We start from the raw sequence: 15817 nt of genomic DNA, 5'->3' as shown, positions 1-15817 counted from the left end.
TTATACCACCTGCATTTAAAGAAATGAGTAAAAAGAATATTGCAAAATCCGCGATAGGTGTAACCTTCGTGATGATCATAGGTTACCTCCTTTCGTTCGGAAAGGAAGCGGTAGTTGCTTACTACTTTGGGGTATCGCCCGAAGTAGATGCCTATACCATTGCTATACAGGTTCCTGTTATTCTTTTCTCGTTTGTGGCTGTAGCCATCCAGTCGGTGGTAGTGCCTATTTATTCAGATATACTTTACAATCAGAGTCGAGACAATGCCAATCAGTTTGCCAGCAATCTGATCATCATCGTCACATTGTTTGTCTTGTTGCTCTTCCTTTTGGGCGAGACATTCGCGAGTGGACTGATTTACCTATTTGCTCCTGGTTTCAGTTCAGAGGTGCATGACCTTGCAACTACATTGTTGAGAATAACTCTTCCTACAGTGTTCTTTTCGTTGGTTATCAAGGTCTATACAGCCATTTTAAATGTCAATAAAAAATGTGTATTTCCTGAGTTGGGATTGCTGCTTCTTAATATTGGATTGATTGTCACCATTGTGGTGCTTCAAGCCCAATACGGTATTGTGGCTGCGTGTTTTGGTCAGATTGTCGGTACTTTGGCTCAGTTTGTTTTCTTAGCATTGCTGATTAGGAAGTACTTTACTTTCTCGTTTTGTTTTAATCCGAAGGAAGAGAAAATGAAGGAAGCCTTGAAGATGTCCTTACCTGTGTTTTGGAGTATCAGTGTGGCTGAATTGAACGCAATGATCAATCGTATGGTTGCCTCATTCCTATTCGTAGGATCAATTGCTGCACTTAGTTATGCTCAGAAGTTGAACACCATCTTTATATCCTTCTTCACGTCGGCTATTGCTACCATCGTATATCCCCTCTATGCGGAATCGGCAGCCAAGGGGGATATGCAACAACTCAATAGTCGCATTAACCTGACGATGTCGGTTTATGCATTCTTCCTTGTGCCGGTGATGGCATTCCTGTTATGTTTCAAGCGTGAGGTTGTTACGTTGGCATTTGCACGAGGAGCCTTTGATGCTTCTGCCATCGATTTGACTCAGCAACTCTTAGGTTTCTATGTGCTCGGATTGCTATTCCTATCGTTGCGAGGTACGGTCACGAATGTGTTTTATTCGCTGAAAGACAGTACCACGCCGGCCAAGAACGCAACTGTCGGTGTTCTTATCAACCTTGTGCTGAACCTTACGTTACCGTTTGTTATGGGAATCAATGGTCTTGCTCTGGCTACAGCACTCTCTGCCATCTACATTACGACTATGTTGGTCATCTTACTGCTGAAGAAACATCAGGAGTTCCACCTCAAAGGATTCTTTAAGAACTTCAAAGGGATTGTCATCGCATCGTTCATTACCGCGCTGGTGATGTTGACAAATAAATACTTGATGGGAGATTATTCGATACTATTACAATTCAGCTTAGGTAGTTTGTGCTGTATAATAACCTACTTGTTTTGTGTGTTGGTAATGCGCATTCCGATATTCATGATGTTTGCAGATATGATTAAGAGAAAGAAGAAATAAAAAACGACAGATCATGAAAATATTATCTTTTGGCTATATTCCTTCTAATTTCGGAGGTCGGCAAAGTAGCGGTTTGGCGAATGTCATCTATCAGTTAGCTTATCATGTGGCAAAACTGAATGGGGTGGAAATGATTTTGGCTGCTACTGATGTGTTTGTGCCTGAGTTGCATAAGGATGGGTTAACTATCTTAGGCTGGACGAAGGGGATGCTGATAAAACACGCTCTGATGCATCCTGTTGTAGGGGCAAAGATATTAGTCAACACATTTTGTTGCAAAACTAAGTATTCTCCATTGGTATCCATACTTGGGATTTTCTTCAAGAGTTTGCTACTTGATTATGCTATACGGAAGGTGCAGCCACAAGTGCTGCATCTTCATGGAGCAATTTCGCCTTTTTACTTACCTCTTATTCCAAATAATGTAAAGGTGATTGTTACACTCCATGGCAACGTAGGCGATGACGCCAACATCGTCAACTATCAGACTTATGCTAAGTTGGAAAAAGACTTGATGAAATCTAATAGAGTTGATAAGCTTTGCCTCATAGCGTCCATGTTGGAAAACATTTTTATAACTGAGTATGGTGAAATTGTGCCCCCTGTAAAGATAATACTCAATGCCTACGATGATAAGGTATTCTACCTGACAGAAAAGAATAATAAAAAACTCACTCTTTGTACTATTGCTTCTTATTCCGACCGTAAAGGTCAAGAGCGCGTCATTGAGGCCATGAAGAATAGCGGATGCGATTATCGCTATTTGTGCATCGGTCATATCTCTGAGGAGAACAAGAAGATGCTCGAAGAGAAAGCAAAAGGATTGGACTTTGAGTGGCTGGGTGTGAAGAAACCGACTGAAATTCGTAAAATACTTGCTGAATGTGATTATATGATTCTGCCAAGCTCATCAGAGGGCTTTGGTCTAGTCTATCTCGAAGCCATCGCATGTGGCGTGCCGGTTATCATTCCTCAGCACTTGCCCTTGGCTCAGGAGGGGGATATCCTTAACGAGAGTAATTCCATTAGTATAGCAGACAGTAGCTCAAAGGCTATTGAGGCTGTATTGCCTTCACTACAGGAAAGTAAATGGGACAGAAAAACAGTTTCAGAGTCTATCATCTCCTATACTTGGGACAATATCGCTAAAGAATATGAAGCACAATTTGCATCACTAATAAAAAAATGAAACAATGGATTTTAGAAGTTTATATCGTCTCAATTTGCTGTTTATCAACGCGGGTGGTAAAGTAAAATATCTACTCCGCCTTTCTTCATTGAGTAAGACCAAGAAATTACTAAAGACAAACGAGAAGATTATTGCGACCCGTAAGCACGACACCATCTACATCTGTGGACTTGGTCCTTCGCTGGCAGATGTGGATTTGGATAGGTTGATAGACAAAGATACCGATACCTTGGTCGTGAACCATTTTTTCAAGATGGCTGAGAAGACAAAATTGAGACCAACCTACTATCTGATGGCTGATGCCGGATTCATGAAACCAAAGCATATTGAGGCTTTCAACAAGGCTGTTGAAATGTATAAGAAAGATACCACTTTTGTCTGGAATACCTCCTTTCTGAACATCAATCCCGATTTGATCAACTTGGACTGTAAAAAGACTTTCCTTGCGATGTACAATGGCTACTACATCGATCCTAAGAAATTTGAGCTTACTAAGGTCATACCGGCTTTTGGTAATGTCGTTTGTGCTGCTATTGCATTTGCCATAGGTGCAGGATATAAGAAGATAGTCCTTCTGGGATGTGATTTCAATTCTTTTGCCTTCCCTCATGAGGTTCATTGCTATGATGGCGGTAAGGAAAACAAGGCTGTACGAAGAATATCTCTTAGTTATGAGCTCTTCTGCTATTGCTTCGATGCATCTGTCCATGTGCAGTTGGCAGAATATGCTAGAACATTGGGCGTTGAGATCATCAATTCTACTAAAGGATCGCTAATTGATGCGTATCCTATGAATGTTGATGAAACTTTATATAGAACTGGTGTTGATAAGTAATGGGAGCTTTAAAATACATTAAAGGTGGGCTAAGAAATCTCTTGAATTCAGGAGTGTCATTTCTATCGCGTATTGATGATGTTTCAGAGGTTAGTCCAAAAGCAAAGGTATATGGCAAGACACAGATTTATCAGTCACAAATTGATGACTACTCGTATGTGGCAAGTGGAACGCAAGTGATTTGTACTAAAATTGGAAAATTTTGTTCTATTGCTGATGATGTAATTCTTGGTCCTGGAATACATACTCTTAGTCAAATATCTTCCTCTCCAATTTTCACAGAATACTATAATGCGGTTGGTAAGAGTTGGACTTCCAAAACTGTAGTAAAGCCCTTCAAACCTGTGTGTATAGGACACGATGTGTGGATTGGCAGCAGAGTGGTTGTTATGGGAGGTGTAACTATCGGAAATGGTGCAGTCGTAGGAGCATGTGCCGTAGTCACTAAGGATGTTCCTCCGTACGCCATTGTAGGTGGCGTTCCTGCAAAAGTCATTCGCTATCGTTTCCCTGAAGACGTTATCTCAAAACTAGAGGAAATCCAATGGTGGGATATGCCAGAGGAGAAACTTAAGTCATACATCGCATTATTCCAAAAAGAAAATATAAGGATTGAGGATCTAGAAGAACTTTGTTGCTAATATGAAACCTGCCCGAACAAGTGAAGTGTAAGCTCATGGTGCAATTCCAACGGACGGAAAAAAGAATGAAATCAAATTATGAGTGAATTGCAAATATCACAACGAGGGTATCAAATGCCACAATCGCCAATCCGTAAGTTGGCTCTTTTGGCATATGCGGCTGAGGATGAGAGCGTGAAGATTTACCGACTGAATATCGGTCAGCCGGATCTGCCTACTCCGCAGAAGGCGATGGATGTGCTAAAGAATGTGGATCGTACCACCCTAGAGTACTCACCTTCGCAAGGTTATAGGTCGCTTCGTGAGACGCTGGTAAACTACTACGAGCGCTACCAAATTAAGTTGAATGCGGATGAGATTATAGTTCCAGAGCCTGCATATGCGAACTACATGAGCTTCGCTATTTCGGCGGGTGCGGATTCGTACGGTGGCAACTACCATTGAGGAAGGATTCTGCTTGTCTCATGTAGATAAGTTTGAGAAACTGATCAACGAGCGCACAAAGGCGATTCTGATTTGCACTCCAAACAATCTTACAGGCTACCTCTATACGCAGAAGGAGATGAGGTGTATCGCGAGTTCATCTATACTGGATCGCCTTACATTTCGGCAATGCAATTGGAGGGTATCGAGCAGCATGTGGTGCTGATTGATTCGGTGTCGAAGCGTTACTCAGAGTGCGGCATTCGTATTGGTGCTCTCATCACGAAGAACGAACTGGTGAGTAAGACCGTCATGAAGTTCTGTCAGACGCGACTGAGTCCTCCATTGTTGGGTCAGCTAGTGGCAGAGGCTTCCATCTCGAAGGAACGGAGCAGTATTCGCGCGAGGTGTACGACGAGTATGTGAAACGTCGGAAATGTATGATTGATGGTGTGAATCGTACCCCCAGTTGCTATACCCTCGGTGCCTATGGGCGCGTTCTACAAGGTGGCAAAACTGCCAGTGGTTGGCGAGACGATTATGCAGGCTTCTGCTGCTGGATTCTATACTTCGCCTGATTTGGGAAAAGATCAAGTGAGACTAGCGTATGTGCTTTGTAAAGAAGATTTGTAGAGGACACTTATGATATTGCAGAAAGTTTTAGATGAATATGATATATTGAATAACAAATAATTGATATGTACGTACATTTCTTTAAGAGAGTCATAGATTTTCTGGTTGCGTTGTGTGCGCTTCCTTTCTTTTGTGTAATTTACATTGTATTAGCTCCTTTCTATTTCTTTATGGATAGAGGCCCGATGTTCTATTCTGGAAAGCGTCTGGGACAGTATGGCAAGCCATTCCCTATGCATAAGTTCCGCTCAATGAAGGTGAATGCACCAGATATTCGTCTGAAGGATGGTTCAACTTACAATGGTGATGATGATCCACGTGTAACAAAGCTTGGCCGTTTTATTCGCAAGACGAGTTTAGATGAGATACCTCAGATTTTAAACGTGCTGAAGGGTGACATGAGTCTGATTGGTCCTCGTCCTGATCCGTTAGATTGGCTGGACAAGTATAAAGAGGAAGAGAAGGTCTTCCTGAATGTGCATCCCGGAATCACTGGCTATAATCAGGCATACTATCGTAATAGTTCCGATGCACAGGAGAAGATTGACAATGACGTGTATTACGCAAAGAACATCAGTTTCGCCCTTGATGTGAAGATAATTTTGAAAACCATCAAGACAGTGTTGTTCCGCGAGAATGTTAATGTAACAAGAGAATAATTACTATGCGAGAATACGGAAGTGAGCATCCTGCCATTGTGCTCCCAGATGGCTATTTTGAGTCGATGGAGGAATATGGTCGTGAGGTGTTGTTCATGAGAAGTGGTCGTGAAGCTTTGCTGTTGGCAGCAATAGCTGCTTCTACAGAAAAAGACAAAACGATACTCTTTCCTGCCTACTGCTGTTGGTCAATGAGTGCGCCTTTTGAGAAGGCGGGCTGGAAGGTGATTTATTACCGCCTGAAGGAAGATCTGACTGTCGATATTGACTATCTGAGACAACTGTTAGAAAAGGAGAAGCCACAGGCAATACTGACAATGAACTTCTATGGTAGTGCTTCGACAGACGATGCTGTACGTATGATTAAGGATTGCGATGAAGACATAAAGGTCATTGAGGACTTCAGTCATTGTACCTTTTCGCTCAAGTTGATACACAATCCAAAGGTTAATATATACGTGTCGAGCATACGAAAATCGATAGGTGTGTGTGATGGGGCTGTGATATTAAGCAAAGAGCCGCTACCTACCCAGTACATACAAGAGGAACAAAAGGATTTTGCTGACAAGCGCTTTGTAGCTCAGACGGATAAGGCACGCTATACCTACAGTAAAAATCAAGAGAAGAAAGGTGAATTCCTCAGTACAATACGCGAGTGTGAAGGGATCATCAACGAGTTTACGTCTGTTCGCCCTATCTCAGATCGTGCAAGAAAGCAGTTGGCTCAAGTGAATGGTGAGGAGATTGCCTATGCTCGTAGGAAGAATATGCGCCACTTGTGGTCATTGCTGAATGGCAAGGTGGAGATGGTTCCGGGATTGGAACGATGCATGGAGGGGGCTCCATTCTCATTGCCTATCCTTATAGATAATCGCGATGAGGTGCAAAGTACCTTGGCTAAAAGAGGTATCTATACGCAGTTGTTGTGGCCTATTTGCGAGGAGGCTCAGCAGGTGTGTAGCGTGTCGAAGATGATGGATGCTCGAATGCTGAGTGTATCTATTGACCAACGATATTCATGGGATGACATTGAGGATATGGCAGGCATCATCTGTAATGTGCTCAATGTTTAGGACTAAATAATATAAGAATATTATGCAAAAAAGACTATTGGTATTGGCCGCAGGCATCTTGCAAGTGCCTGTCATCAAGAAGGCTAAGGATATGGGAATATATGTAATTGCTGCCGATGGCGATGCGAATGCCGTAGGTTTGCAATATGCAGATAAAGCTGTGGTGGTGAACATCACCAGTGAGGAGGATGTGCTTCGTGTAGCACGTGAGGAACGTATTGATGGTGTGATTCATCCTTGCTCGGAGGTGAGCATGAATGTGATGGGTCGTCTCAATGAGGAGTTAGGGTTGTCGGGCATCACCAAGCTACAGGCGATTCGTGCGACGAACAAGCATCTAATGCGTGAGGCATTTGAGAGGGGCAATGCCCCTTCGCCGAAGTCTTTCTGTTTTGAGGATGCAAATAAAGCTTGGAAGTGTTTCTGTAAGGAATTGCCTAAGGATGGTATTCTTAAGCCCTCTCGAAATAGTGGTTCACGTGGGATTGCAAAGATACAGAAAGGACTCTCTGAGGTTCAGTTTGTTGAATTATTCAATCGTGCTAGAGAGAAATCACGTGATAAGAGTGTTATGCTTGAGCAGTTTGTTGAGGGACCTGAGTTCTCTGTGGAAATCATTGCTTGGAATGGTGAAGTAAATGTGCTGACAGTAACAGATAAGAAGACAACAGAGGCTCCCTATTTTGTGGAGTTGGGGCATAATCAGCCTTCTTGTTTCCCTCAATATACTGTGGATTCAATTAAGGACGCTGCAGTAGCTGGTGTGAAAGCTTTGGGCGTGATGAACTGTGCATGCCATGCAGAGGTAAAAGTTCAGAACGGTGAGGCTTATATCATGGAGATTGGAGCTCGCCTTGGTGGTGATTTCATTTCTACTGAATTGACCCATTTGAGTACGGGTGTAGATATGGTGGCTGCTGCTATCAATTGCGCACTCGGTATAGCGCCATGTCTTGAGCCTTCAGAGGAGAAACATGGAGTCTGCATCCGCTATTTCTGCCCGAAGCCTGGAAAATTGGTAAGTATACAGAACGCCGAGGTGCTGGATGATTCTCGTGTGTATCTTTGGGAGATTTACCACAAGGAGGGCGATATGATTCCAGAGGTGACGAGCAGTCTATGCAGAAGCGGTCACGTGATTGTGACCGAAGAGACTCCCCAAAAAGCCATTGCGTTGGCGGAGAGATTGATTAACGAAGTAAAGATGGAGACAGTATGAAAGCAGTATTCCCCTGTTCATATTACTTGCCTGAGACGGCAGCAAGCCTCTACTTGACGGACAACATCGTTCATGCTTGTGCCGAGCAGGACTTAGAGGTGGATCTATACACGCCTACCCCTACGCGAGCTGTGCCAGAGGGTGCAAAATGGAAGCGATATGAAACAGATGTGGATGGTAAGTTGCGCATCCACCGGTTCCATTTGTATGGCGAGGGTAAAAATCCTATTTTGAGAGCATTGCGCTATGTGATAGGTGAGGCGATGTTACTTCACTACTGTATATGGAAGAAATATGATGTTGCGTTTATCGATTCGACTCCACCAATACAAGGATTAAAGATGCCACTGATTAAGTGGCTGAAGCGAAAGCCAACGGTATATAATGCTCAGGATATTTTTCCTGACTCCCTAGTGAACAACGGACTGTCGAAGGGGGGGAGTCTTGTATGGAAAATTGGTCGTATCGTGGAGAAGATTACCTACAAATATGCAGATAAGATTATCGTAATTTCTGAGGACTTCAAGAAAAATCTTTTGGCGAAGGGTGTTCCTGAGGAGAAGATTGTTGTGGTGTATAATTGGGTGGATCAGAATGCAGTGGTAGATATTCCGAGGGAGAAGAACAAACTGTTCGAGATGTATGGATTAGACAGGAGTAAATTCTATGTCACATATAACGGCAACATTGGGTTGTCTCAGAACATGGATATGCTGCTAAGTGTGGCTGAGGAGTTAAAAACATCCAATTCTGACATCCACTTTGTTCTTGTGGGTACGGGGGTTTATTTGGACGAGGTGAAGAGAATGGTGGCTGAGAGAAATATAGATAATGTACATATACTTCCATTCCAACCATATGAGGATATTAGTCATGTATTCTCGTTGGGTGATGCGTCTCTCGTGATTTCTAAGCCCGGAACAGGTTCGGCATCTGTACCTTCAAAGACATGGAGCATCATGTCGGCAAGTCGTCCTGTACTGGCCAATTTCGATGAGAATGAACTCAAGAGCATCCTTGAAGATAATAGCTGTGGCATCTTCACTAAGGCGGGCGATAAAGAGGAGTTTAAAAAGTCGATACTTACACTGTATCTCAATCGCGAACTCTGTAAAGAGTACGGCAAGAACGGTCGGCAGTTCGTATTGAATAATCTCACTCGCGAGGTGGGTACACAGAAGTATGTGGATGTGATAAAGTCTGTAGTGAAAGACTAATGAATGAATTATTTTTCGAGTTACTCCAGTTGCTATAGGTACGCGCGATGTATTGTCGCATGTTCCTTCGGCAATGGAATGGCAGGAGATAAATGAGCTTTCGGAAAAGCAAGGGCTAACAAGTATTTCGTTTCATGGTAGGCAAAGGCTGTATAAGGAATACTCTGAGCAAACTGTCTATTTGCCCATCGGCCTGAAAATGCAGTGGCTTGGAATGGAAGCATACATTCAGGAAGAAAACTTGTTGGTGGACGAGCGTTGTGAGGAGACTACTCGTATGCTAGCGGAGGATAGTTTTAGGAGTTGTATTCTGAAGGAGCAAGCTAATGCCTGCTATTATCCACAGCCCAAGTTACGTACTTCAGGAAATATTGATATATGGGGCAGTCCCATTGCCTCGAAGGGTTTGTTTGAAGATAGAAAGCTAGTGACTAAGTATTTGATAGACAGGGAGGATGACTATATCCGTATGCAGTACCATCACATTGACCATCATATATTCCCCGATGTGGAAGTGTATTTCTGCCCTATAGTGCTGTTCAACTATCGTAAGAACGAGCGTTTGCAAAACAAGTTCGGAAGCGGAATGGATGGAAATAAGAATAGAAACAAATTTGATCAATAACTTAAAAAACAAATAACAAATGAGTATAAATTTGAGAAGAAGGAATATTCCTTTTTCGCCTCCAGATATGACGGAAGCTGAAGCTAATGAAGTTCGTGATGCAATCCTGAGTGGTTGGATTACGACTGGTCCTCGTACTAAGAAACTGGAGAAGATAATTTCTGAATACGTTCACACAGATAAGACGGTATGTCTGAACTCTGCTACGGCTGCCATGGAGATGGTGTTGCGTGTGTTGGGTGTGGGGCCTGGCGATGAGATTATCATGCCTGCATACACTTATACAGCATCAGCTTCGGTTGTTCAGCATGTAGGTGCTACCATCGTGATGGTAGACTCGCAGAAGGACAATGTTGAGATGGACTACGAGACGTTGGCTGCAGCTATCACGGAACGCACTAAGGTGATTGTTCCTGTTGACTTGGCTGGTATTTGTGCAGATGTGGATAAGATCAAGGAGATTGTGACTCGTCCTGAGATTTTGGCAAAATTCACTCCTAAGAATGATATACAGAAATTGATTGGTCGCATCGTGGTGTCTAACGATTGTGCGCACTCGTTTGGCGCTTCTCGCCACGGCAAGATGGCAGGTGAGATTGCGGACTTTTCTTCATTCTCATTCCATGCGGTGAAGAACTTCACGACAGCAGAGGGTGGCGCAATGACTTGGAACTTGGCTTTCGGTAGTGAGAAGGTAGAGCGTCAGCAGATGTATTGCGGAAGTCTTGTGCCGTTTATCGAGGATGAAAGCTGGAATGAGTTCATTTACCGCCTCTCACAACTCTTCTCTCTCCATGGTCAGAACAAGGATGCATTGGCTAAGACTAAGTTAGGTGCATGGGAGTACGACATTATCGGCCCATGGTACAAGTGCAACATGACAGACATAATGGCTGCTATGGGTTTGGTACAGTTCGAACGCTATTCTGAGATGCTGAAGAAGCGTGAAGAGTATGTGGCCTATATGAATAAGGCTATTGATGGTCTTAACGCTAACCTTGACACTAGCCATCAGGTAGCTTATCTGAACCATAAGGCTGAGGATCATTGCTCATCGCATCACTTGTATCTGGTGCGTCTGCAAGGTCGCACCCGTGAAGAGGCTAACCATGTAATTGGGCAGATGGCAGAGCGAGGCATTGCTACTAATGTACATTACAAGCCACTTCCTATGATGACTGCATACATGGCTCTCGGCTTCGATATCAAGTACTATCCTAATGCCTATAACTTGTTCGAGAATGAGATCACCCTCCCGCTCAACACTTGCATGACCATGGAGGATGTCGAGTATGTAATGGAGAATTTCGTGGATATCGTCAAATCGTTGTAAGCTATTGGCATTGTGCCCAATTTCAAAAAACTTATGGAAGGTATTTGCAAAATTAACATATACCTTTTCTGGTCTCAAAAGACAGATAAGTCTCGTTACGATGATTGTACAACTGCAAGAAAAAACGGATAACTATGATGCACATAGATAAGAAACTAATATCAGAACTGTTTGACAGGGCTTTGGTAAATCCTCGCCTTCGTCATAGTTTTGATCTTTGTAATCCAGATAATAGTGGGCAGCGTATGCTCAATGCTCTCATGCTAGGAACCAGTGTACCGATTTATCGTTATCCCAATTCAAACGAAAATGATATCTTAATTTGTGGCAAGCTTGTGGAGATTATCTATGATAATGATGGCAACGAGAAAGACCGTATTCATCTGAATCCTACCGTAGGAAGTTTTGGTTGTGTAGTACCTACTGGAGCATGGCATACTGTAGAGATTCTTGACCCTTCTGTTATCTACAAAGCAAAAGACAGTAAGTATGGCGAGGATGGCAGTGAAACACTTGACGATTACAGAGCAAAGCTGACTGGAAAAACAACCGATAACAAGTCATTTTCAAACTCACTTGGTGACCTAAAGAAAAACATCGAGTATCTCATTGGTATGGAACGTCAATCTGGCTCAATGGATGCAACTCCCCCTTTATACGTTTCTCGTATGCTCAATGTTCCCACTCGAAGATGTGAGCAAGTTATGAAAGAGCTTTGATAGAATAATTTAACCCCTTAATTGATACTTTATTATGATTACAGAAGAATTGAAAAAACGAGTAGCTGACTTTGTTGAAATGGAGTAGCGTTCGGGTTCAATGCAGTTAATAACATCAGGATTACGTCGCTCGCTGCATGCGGATTGCCGAGGAAGATGCCGCTGAAACTTTCGAAGCATTGAAGAAGTAATGTTTATCTGTCAGCACAAGTAGGGCTAAGAGAGAGATTTGGTGGTAATCGGATATGTCGGTTGTTCAACTCTCAAAAATAGATGGAGATGACTTTGACGGAATGGCACCGGATGATATGTTCCAACGCTTTTTTGAGCATATCTTGGATGATGACCTACTGACTGCCGGTTACTTTGATGACGATGATCCTGACGCTCTAGATGATAACCTAAAGCTTTCTCAAACGACAAAATATTCAATGATCTCTGATTCTGGTGAAGGTTGTCCGCGACCTTCATTGCAATTCTTAAGTTAAAGTGTTTAGGGCTTCTATAAATTCATCAAGAAGGAAGATATGTTCTTGAAGCGTTCTGAGGAGAGTTATAGTAATGTTCGCTTTAATGGTGAGAAGGTTGACTTTGACTCTTTTGAATGGGACTATTTGCTGTATTAGCTAGGAAAAATGGGGGTATGGCTGATTAAATATGTATATACTATAAATGAAATATTAATGAATAAAATGAAAAAGATAGCTTTAATATCAGGAATCACCGGTCAGGATGGTTCATTTTTAGCCGAGTTTTTAATAGAAAAAGGATATGAAGTCCATGGTATCCTTCGTCGTTCCTCTTCTTTCAACACCGCACGTATCGAACATCTCTATTTAGATGAATGGGTACGTGACATGAAAAAGGAGCGTTTGGTTAATCTTCATTATGGAGATATGACGGATTCCAGTTCCTTGATCCGTATAATCCAGCAGGTACAACCGGATGAAATTTATAACCTGGCCGCACAAAGCCATGTGAAAGTTTCTTTTGATGTACCGGAGTATACAGCCGAAGCGGATGCTATCGGCACACTTCGCATGCTGGAAGCTGTCCGCATCCTTGGAATGGAGAAGAAGACAAGGATTTATCAGGCTTCCACTTCTGAACTATTCGGTTTGGTCCAGGAAGTTCCACAGAAGGAAACTACTCCATTCTATCCCCGTTCCCCGTATGGAGTAGCCAAACAATACGGTTTTTGGATAACCAAGAACTATCGTGAAAGCTATGGCATGTATGCTGTAAACGGAATCCTTTTTAATCATGAAAGTGAACGTAGAGGGGAGACTTTTGTAACCCGTAAGATAACATTGGCTGCTGCCCGTATTGCGCAAGGTCTTCAGGACAAACTTTATTTGGGAAACTTGAACTCACTTCGTGACTGGGGATACGCTAAGGACTATGTTGAGTGTATGTGGCTGATCCTTCAGCATGATACTCCTGAAGATTTTGTAATTGCTACGGGAGAATACCACACTGTACGTGAATTTACGACACTGGCTTTCAAAGAAGTCGGTATTGAACTTCGTTGGGATGGTGAAGGTGTGAATGAGAAAGGCATTGATGTATCGACGGGAGAGGTTTTGGTTGAAGTCGATCCTAAATATTTCCGTCCTGCTGAAGTTGAGCAGTTACTGGGTGATCCTAGCAAAGCTCGTACGTTACTTGGCTGGAATCCTACCAAGACTTCTTTCCCCGAACTGGTAAAAATCATGGTATCGCATGATATGAAGTTTGTGAAGAAGCTTCACATGAAAGAACTGATGAATAGAGAAGAATAAGAATGGATAAGAATACGAAAATTTATGTAGCAGGACACCATGGTTTGGTGGGTTCCGCTATCTGGAATAATTTGCAGCGTCGTGGTTACACGAATCTTGTAGGACGCTCTCATAAAGAACTGGACCTTCTTGATGGCGTAGCCGTAAAACAATTCTTTGATGAAGAACAGCCTGATGCAGTTGTCCTTGCCGCTGCGCACGTCGGTGGTATCCTTGCAAACTTGCAGTATCGTGCCGATTTTATCTATCAGAATCTCCAGATTCAGCAGAATGTGATAGGTGAGAGCTTCCGTCATAACGTACAGAAACTGCTTTTCCTGGGTAGTACCTGTATTTATCCCCGTGATGCCGCACAACCAATGAAGGAAGACGCTTTGCTGACTTCTCCTTTGGAATATACGAACGAACCTTATGCCATTGCCAAGATTGCTGGTTTGAAGATGTGTGAAAGCTTCAATCTTCAGTATGGCACGAACTATATCGCTGTGATGCCTACCAACCTTTATGGTCCGAATGATAATTTCCATTTGGAAAACAGTCATGTTCTTCCTGCCATGATTCGCAAGATTCATCTGGCTAAATGTTTAAACGAAGATGACTGGAAGGCCGTTCGTAGAGACCTTGACTTGCGTCCTGTGGAAGGTGTGACCGGTAGTGAGTCTGATGCTGAAATATTGGATAAATTGGCAAAATTTGGTATTACTCCTGAATCGGTTACACTTTGGGGTACCGGTACACCTATGCGTGAGTTTTTGTGGAGCGAAGAGATGGCTGATGCGAGTGTTCATGTATTATTGAACGTTGATTTCAAGAATACCTATACGGAAGGTAGTAGAGACATTCGTAACTGTCATATCAATGTTGGTACAGGTAAGGAAGTTAGTATCCGTGAAGTTGCCGAAATAATTATGAAGGAAATTGGCTTTAAAGGTATCCTTCTTTGGGATAGTTCAAAGCCTGATGGTACAATGCGTAAATTAACAGATGTATCGAAGTTACACAGTTTAGGCTGGCATCATAAGGTTGAGATTGATGAAGGAATCGAGCGTCTTTATAAATGGTATTTGAAAGGTGTCTAAATTTTATAATTTATATATTATGGAAAAATTAAACGGAAGGAATGTTTTAATACTGTTGTTGATCCTGCTTCTTACAGCTTGTCAGTCTTATAAAAAGGTGCCTTACTTGCAGGATGCAGAAGTCGTTTTGTATAGTACGCAGAACGAACAGTTATATGATGCAAAGATCATGCCCAAAGACTTGTTGACTATTGTAGTGTCGTGTACCAGTCCTGAACTGGCTGCGCCTTTTAATCTGACAGTGGCTACGCAGAGTAATGCTGCTTTGAATTATACGACTACTCAGCCAGTCCTACAACAATATCTAGTGGATAATGACGGTAATATAAATTTCCCTGTATTAGGTGAGCTTCATGTAGGCGGATTGACCAAGAAGGCGACCGAACAAATGATTGTGGAAAAGTTGAAACCTTATATTACGGAAACTCCTATTGTAACGGTACGTATGGTAAATTATAAGATTTCCGTGATTGGTGAAGTTGCCCGTCCCGGTACATTCACGATTTCCAATGAAAAGGTGAACATCTTGGAAGCTTTGGCTATGGCAGGTGATATGACCGTATATGGTCTGCGTGATGATGTAAAGCTGATACGGGAGAATGCCAATGGCAAACAGGAAATTATTCCTTTGGATCTGAATAAAGCGGAGACTATCCTTTCTCCTTATTATTATTTGCAACAGAATGATATTATTTACGTAACTCCGAATAAGGCAAAAGCTCGAAATTCGGATATCGGCACTAGTACAAGCTTGTGGTTCTCTGCTACTTCGATCCTTGTTTCTATTGCCAGTTTATTGTTTAACATCTTGAAATAAAAAGAAAGGGTTATGAAGGAAGAAAAT

The 15817-nt window shown here is 42.5% G+C and carries 15 protein-coding genes and 1 pseudogene; all 16 read left to right on the top strand.

The genetic code is table 11. The annotated features are described in order from the left end of the window. Positions 1-23 precede the first annotated feature (23 nt). The 16 genes and pseudogenes from murJ to NBH01_RS20650 all read left to right on the top strand — a co-directional run bounded on the left by murJ (position 24) and on the right by NBH01_RS20650 (position 15790). Entirely contained in the window at positions 24-1547 is a 1524-nt protein-coding gene (gene murJ, locus NBH01_RS20725) for a murein biosynthesis integral membrane protein MurJ (RefSeq protein WP_250700264.1), read from the top strand. Positions 1548-1560: 13 nt separating this feature from the next. Next, on the top strand, positions 1561-2736 hold the full coding sequence (locus NBH01_RS20720; RefSeq protein WP_221647443.1) for a glycosyltransferase family 4 protein: 1176 nt from the start codon (positions 1561-1563) through the stop codon (positions 2734-2736). A 4-nt stretch (positions 2737-2740) separates the two neighbouring features. Then, positions 2741-3571, top strand: coding sequence for a hypothetical protein (locus tag NBH01_RS20715; RefSeq protein ID WP_221647444.1), 831 nt, complete (start codon positions 2741-2743; stop codon positions 3569-3571). Continuing rightward, a complete protein-coding gene (locus NBH01_RS20710) occupies positions 3571-4212 on the top strand; it encodes a CatB-related O-acetyltransferase (protein WP_053088282.1) in 642 nt (213 codons plus the stop codon). The genes NBH01_RS20715 and NBH01_RS20710 overlap by 1 nt, the downstream gene beginning before the upstream one ends. 78 nt (positions 4213-4290) lie before the next feature. Then, positions 4291-5268 (top strand): annotated as a pseudogene (locus NBH01_RS20705) (aminotransferase class I/II-fold pyridoxal phosphate-dependent enzyme). Between the two features lie 65 nt (positions 5269-5333). Further along, entirely contained in the window at positions 5334-5927 is a 594-nt protein-coding gene (locus tag NBH01_RS20700; protein ID WP_048696376.1) for a sugar transferase, read from the top strand. Positions 5928-5932: 5 nt separating this feature from the next. Beyond that, positions 5933-7000: an aminotransferase class I/II-fold pyridoxal phosphate-dependent enzyme gene (locus tag NBH01_RS20695; protein ID WP_250700263.1), complete on the top strand. Its 1068-nt coding sequence runs from the start codon at positions 5933-5935 to the stop codon at positions 6998-7000. Between the two features lie 22 nt (positions 7001-7022). Then, positions 7023-8219 (top strand): ATP-grasp domain-containing protein, encoded by a 1197-nt coding sequence (locus NBH01_RS20690; RefSeq protein ID WP_048696380.1) that lies wholly within the window; start codon positions 7023-7025, stop codon positions 8217-8219. Further along, entirely contained in the window at positions 8216-9436 is a 1221-nt protein-coding gene (locus NBH01_RS20685; protein WP_221647446.1) for a glycosyltransferase family 4 protein, read from the top strand. Before NBH01_RS20690 ends, NBH01_RS20685 begins: the two co-directional genes overlap by 4 nt. A gap of 214 nt (positions 9437-9650) precedes the next feature. Next, positions 9651-10061 (top strand): hypothetical protein, encoded by a 411-nt coding sequence (locus NBH01_RS20680; protein ID WP_250700262.1) that lies wholly within the window; start codon positions 9651-9653, stop codon positions 10059-10061. Between the two features lie 19 nt (positions 10062-10080). Next, positions 10081-11394, top strand: coding sequence for a DegT/DnrJ/EryC1/StrS family aminotransferase (locus NBH01_RS20675; protein ID WP_250700261.1), 1314 nt, complete (start codon positions 10081-10083; stop codon positions 11392-11394). 134 nt (positions 11395-11528) lie between these two features. Beyond that, positions 11529-12113 carry a WbuC family cupin fold metalloprotein gene (locus NBH01_RS20670; RefSeq protein WP_250700260.1) on the top strand — a complete coding sequence of 195 codons (585 nt, stop codon included), beginning with the start codon at positions 11529-11531 and terminating at the stop codon, positions 12111-12113. 245 nt (positions 12114-12358) lie between these two features. Beyond that, positions 12359-12601, top strand: coding sequence for a hypothetical protein (locus NBH01_RS20665; RefSeq protein WP_250700259.1), 243 nt, complete (start codon positions 12359-12361; stop codon positions 12599-12601). A gap of 204 nt (positions 12602-12805) precedes the next feature. Further along, the gene (gmd, locus tag NBH01_RS20660) at positions 12806-13894 is read left to right on the top strand and encodes a GDP-mannose 4,6-dehydratase (protein WP_029425586.1); all 1089 of its coding nucleotides are present in this window, start codon (positions 12806-12808) and stop codon (positions 13892-13894) included. Positions 13895-13896: 2 nt separating this feature from the next. After that, the gene (locus tag NBH01_RS20655; protein WP_250700258.1) at positions 13897-14973 is read left to right on the top strand and encodes a GDP-L-fucose synthase family protein; all 1077 of its coding nucleotides are present in this window, start codon (positions 13897-13899) and stop codon (positions 14971-14973) included. A 19-nt stretch (positions 14974-14992) separates the two neighbouring features. Beyond that, on the top strand, positions 14993-15790 hold the full coding sequence (locus tag NBH01_RS20650) for a polysaccharide biosynthesis/export family protein (protein WP_221647449.1): 798 nt from the start codon (positions 14993-14995) through the stop codon (positions 15788-15790). The last annotated feature ends 27 nt before the right edge of the window (positions 15791-15817 follow it).

Origin of the sequence: Bacteroides sp. B1-V-101, assembly GCF_023656585.1 — a bacterium.
Taxonomy (GTDB): Bacteria; Bacteroidota; Bacteroidia; order Bacteroidales; family Bacteroidaceae; genus Bacteroides; species Bacteroides thetaiotaomicron.
The sequence above is the reverse complement of the archived record's forward strand: the minus strand, read 5'-3'. Positions and strand labels throughout refer to the sequence as shown.

Excerpts from the sequence above, each read along its gene's own strand:
- NBH01_RS20665 (WP_250700259.1), top strand. The coding sequence starts at position 12,359 with ATGTCGGTTGTTCAACTCTCAAAAATAGATGGAGATGACTTTGACGGA.
- NBH01_RS20715 (WP_221647444.1), top strand. The coding sequence starts at position 2,741 with ATGGATTTTAGAAGTTTATATCGTCTCAATTTGCTGTTTATCAACGCG.
- NBH01_RS20650 (WP_221647449.1), top strand. The coding sequence starts at position 14,993 with ATGGAAAAATTAAACGGAAGGAATGTTTTAATACTGTTGTTGATCCTG.
- NBH01_RS20690 (WP_048696380.1), top strand. The coding sequence starts at position 7,023 with ATGCAAAAAAGACTATTGGTATTGGCCGCAGGCATCTTGCAAGTGCCT.
- NBH01_RS20680 (WP_250700262.1), top strand. The coding sequence starts at position 9,651 with ATGGAAGCATACATTCAGGAAGAAAACTTGTTGGTGGACGAGCGTTGT.
- gmd (WP_029425586.1), top strand. The coding sequence starts at position 12,806 with ATGAAAAAGATAGCTTTAATATCAGGAATCACCGGTCAGGATGGTTCA.
- NBH01_RS20710 (WP_053088282.1), top strand. The coding sequence starts at position 3,571 with ATGGGAGCTTTAAAATACATTAAAGGTGGGCTAAGAAATCTCTTGAAT.
- murJ (WP_250700264.1), top strand. The coding sequence starts at position 24 with ATGAGTAAAAAGAATATTGCAAAATCCGCGATAGGTGTAACCTTCGTG.
- NBH01_RS20695 (WP_250700263.1), top strand. The coding sequence starts at position 5,933 with ATGCGAGAATACGGAAGTGAGCATCCTGCCATTGTGCTCCCAGATGGC.
- NBH01_RS20720 (WP_221647443.1), top strand. The coding sequence starts at position 1,561 with ATGAAAATATTATCTTTTGGCTATATTCCTTCTAATTTCGGAGGTCGG.
- NBH01_RS20670 (WP_250700260.1), top strand. The coding sequence starts at position 11,529 with ATGATGCACATAGATAAGAAACTAATATCAGAACTGTTTGACAGGGCT.
- NBH01_RS20700 (WP_048696376.1), top strand. The coding sequence starts at position 5,334 with ATGTACGTACATTTCTTTAAGAGAGTCATAGATTTTCTGGTTGCGTTG.
- NBH01_RS20685 (WP_221647446.1), top strand. The coding sequence starts at position 8,216 with ATGAAAGCAGTATTCCCCTGTTCATATTACTTGCCTGAGACGGCAGCA.
- NBH01_RS20655 (WP_250700258.1), top strand. The coding sequence starts at position 13,897 with ATGGATAAGAATACGAAAATTTATGTAGCAGGACACCATGGTTTGGTG.
- NBH01_RS20675 (WP_250700261.1), top strand. The coding sequence starts at position 10,081 with ATGAGTATAAATTTGAGAAGAAGGAATATTCCTTTTTCGCCTCCAGAT.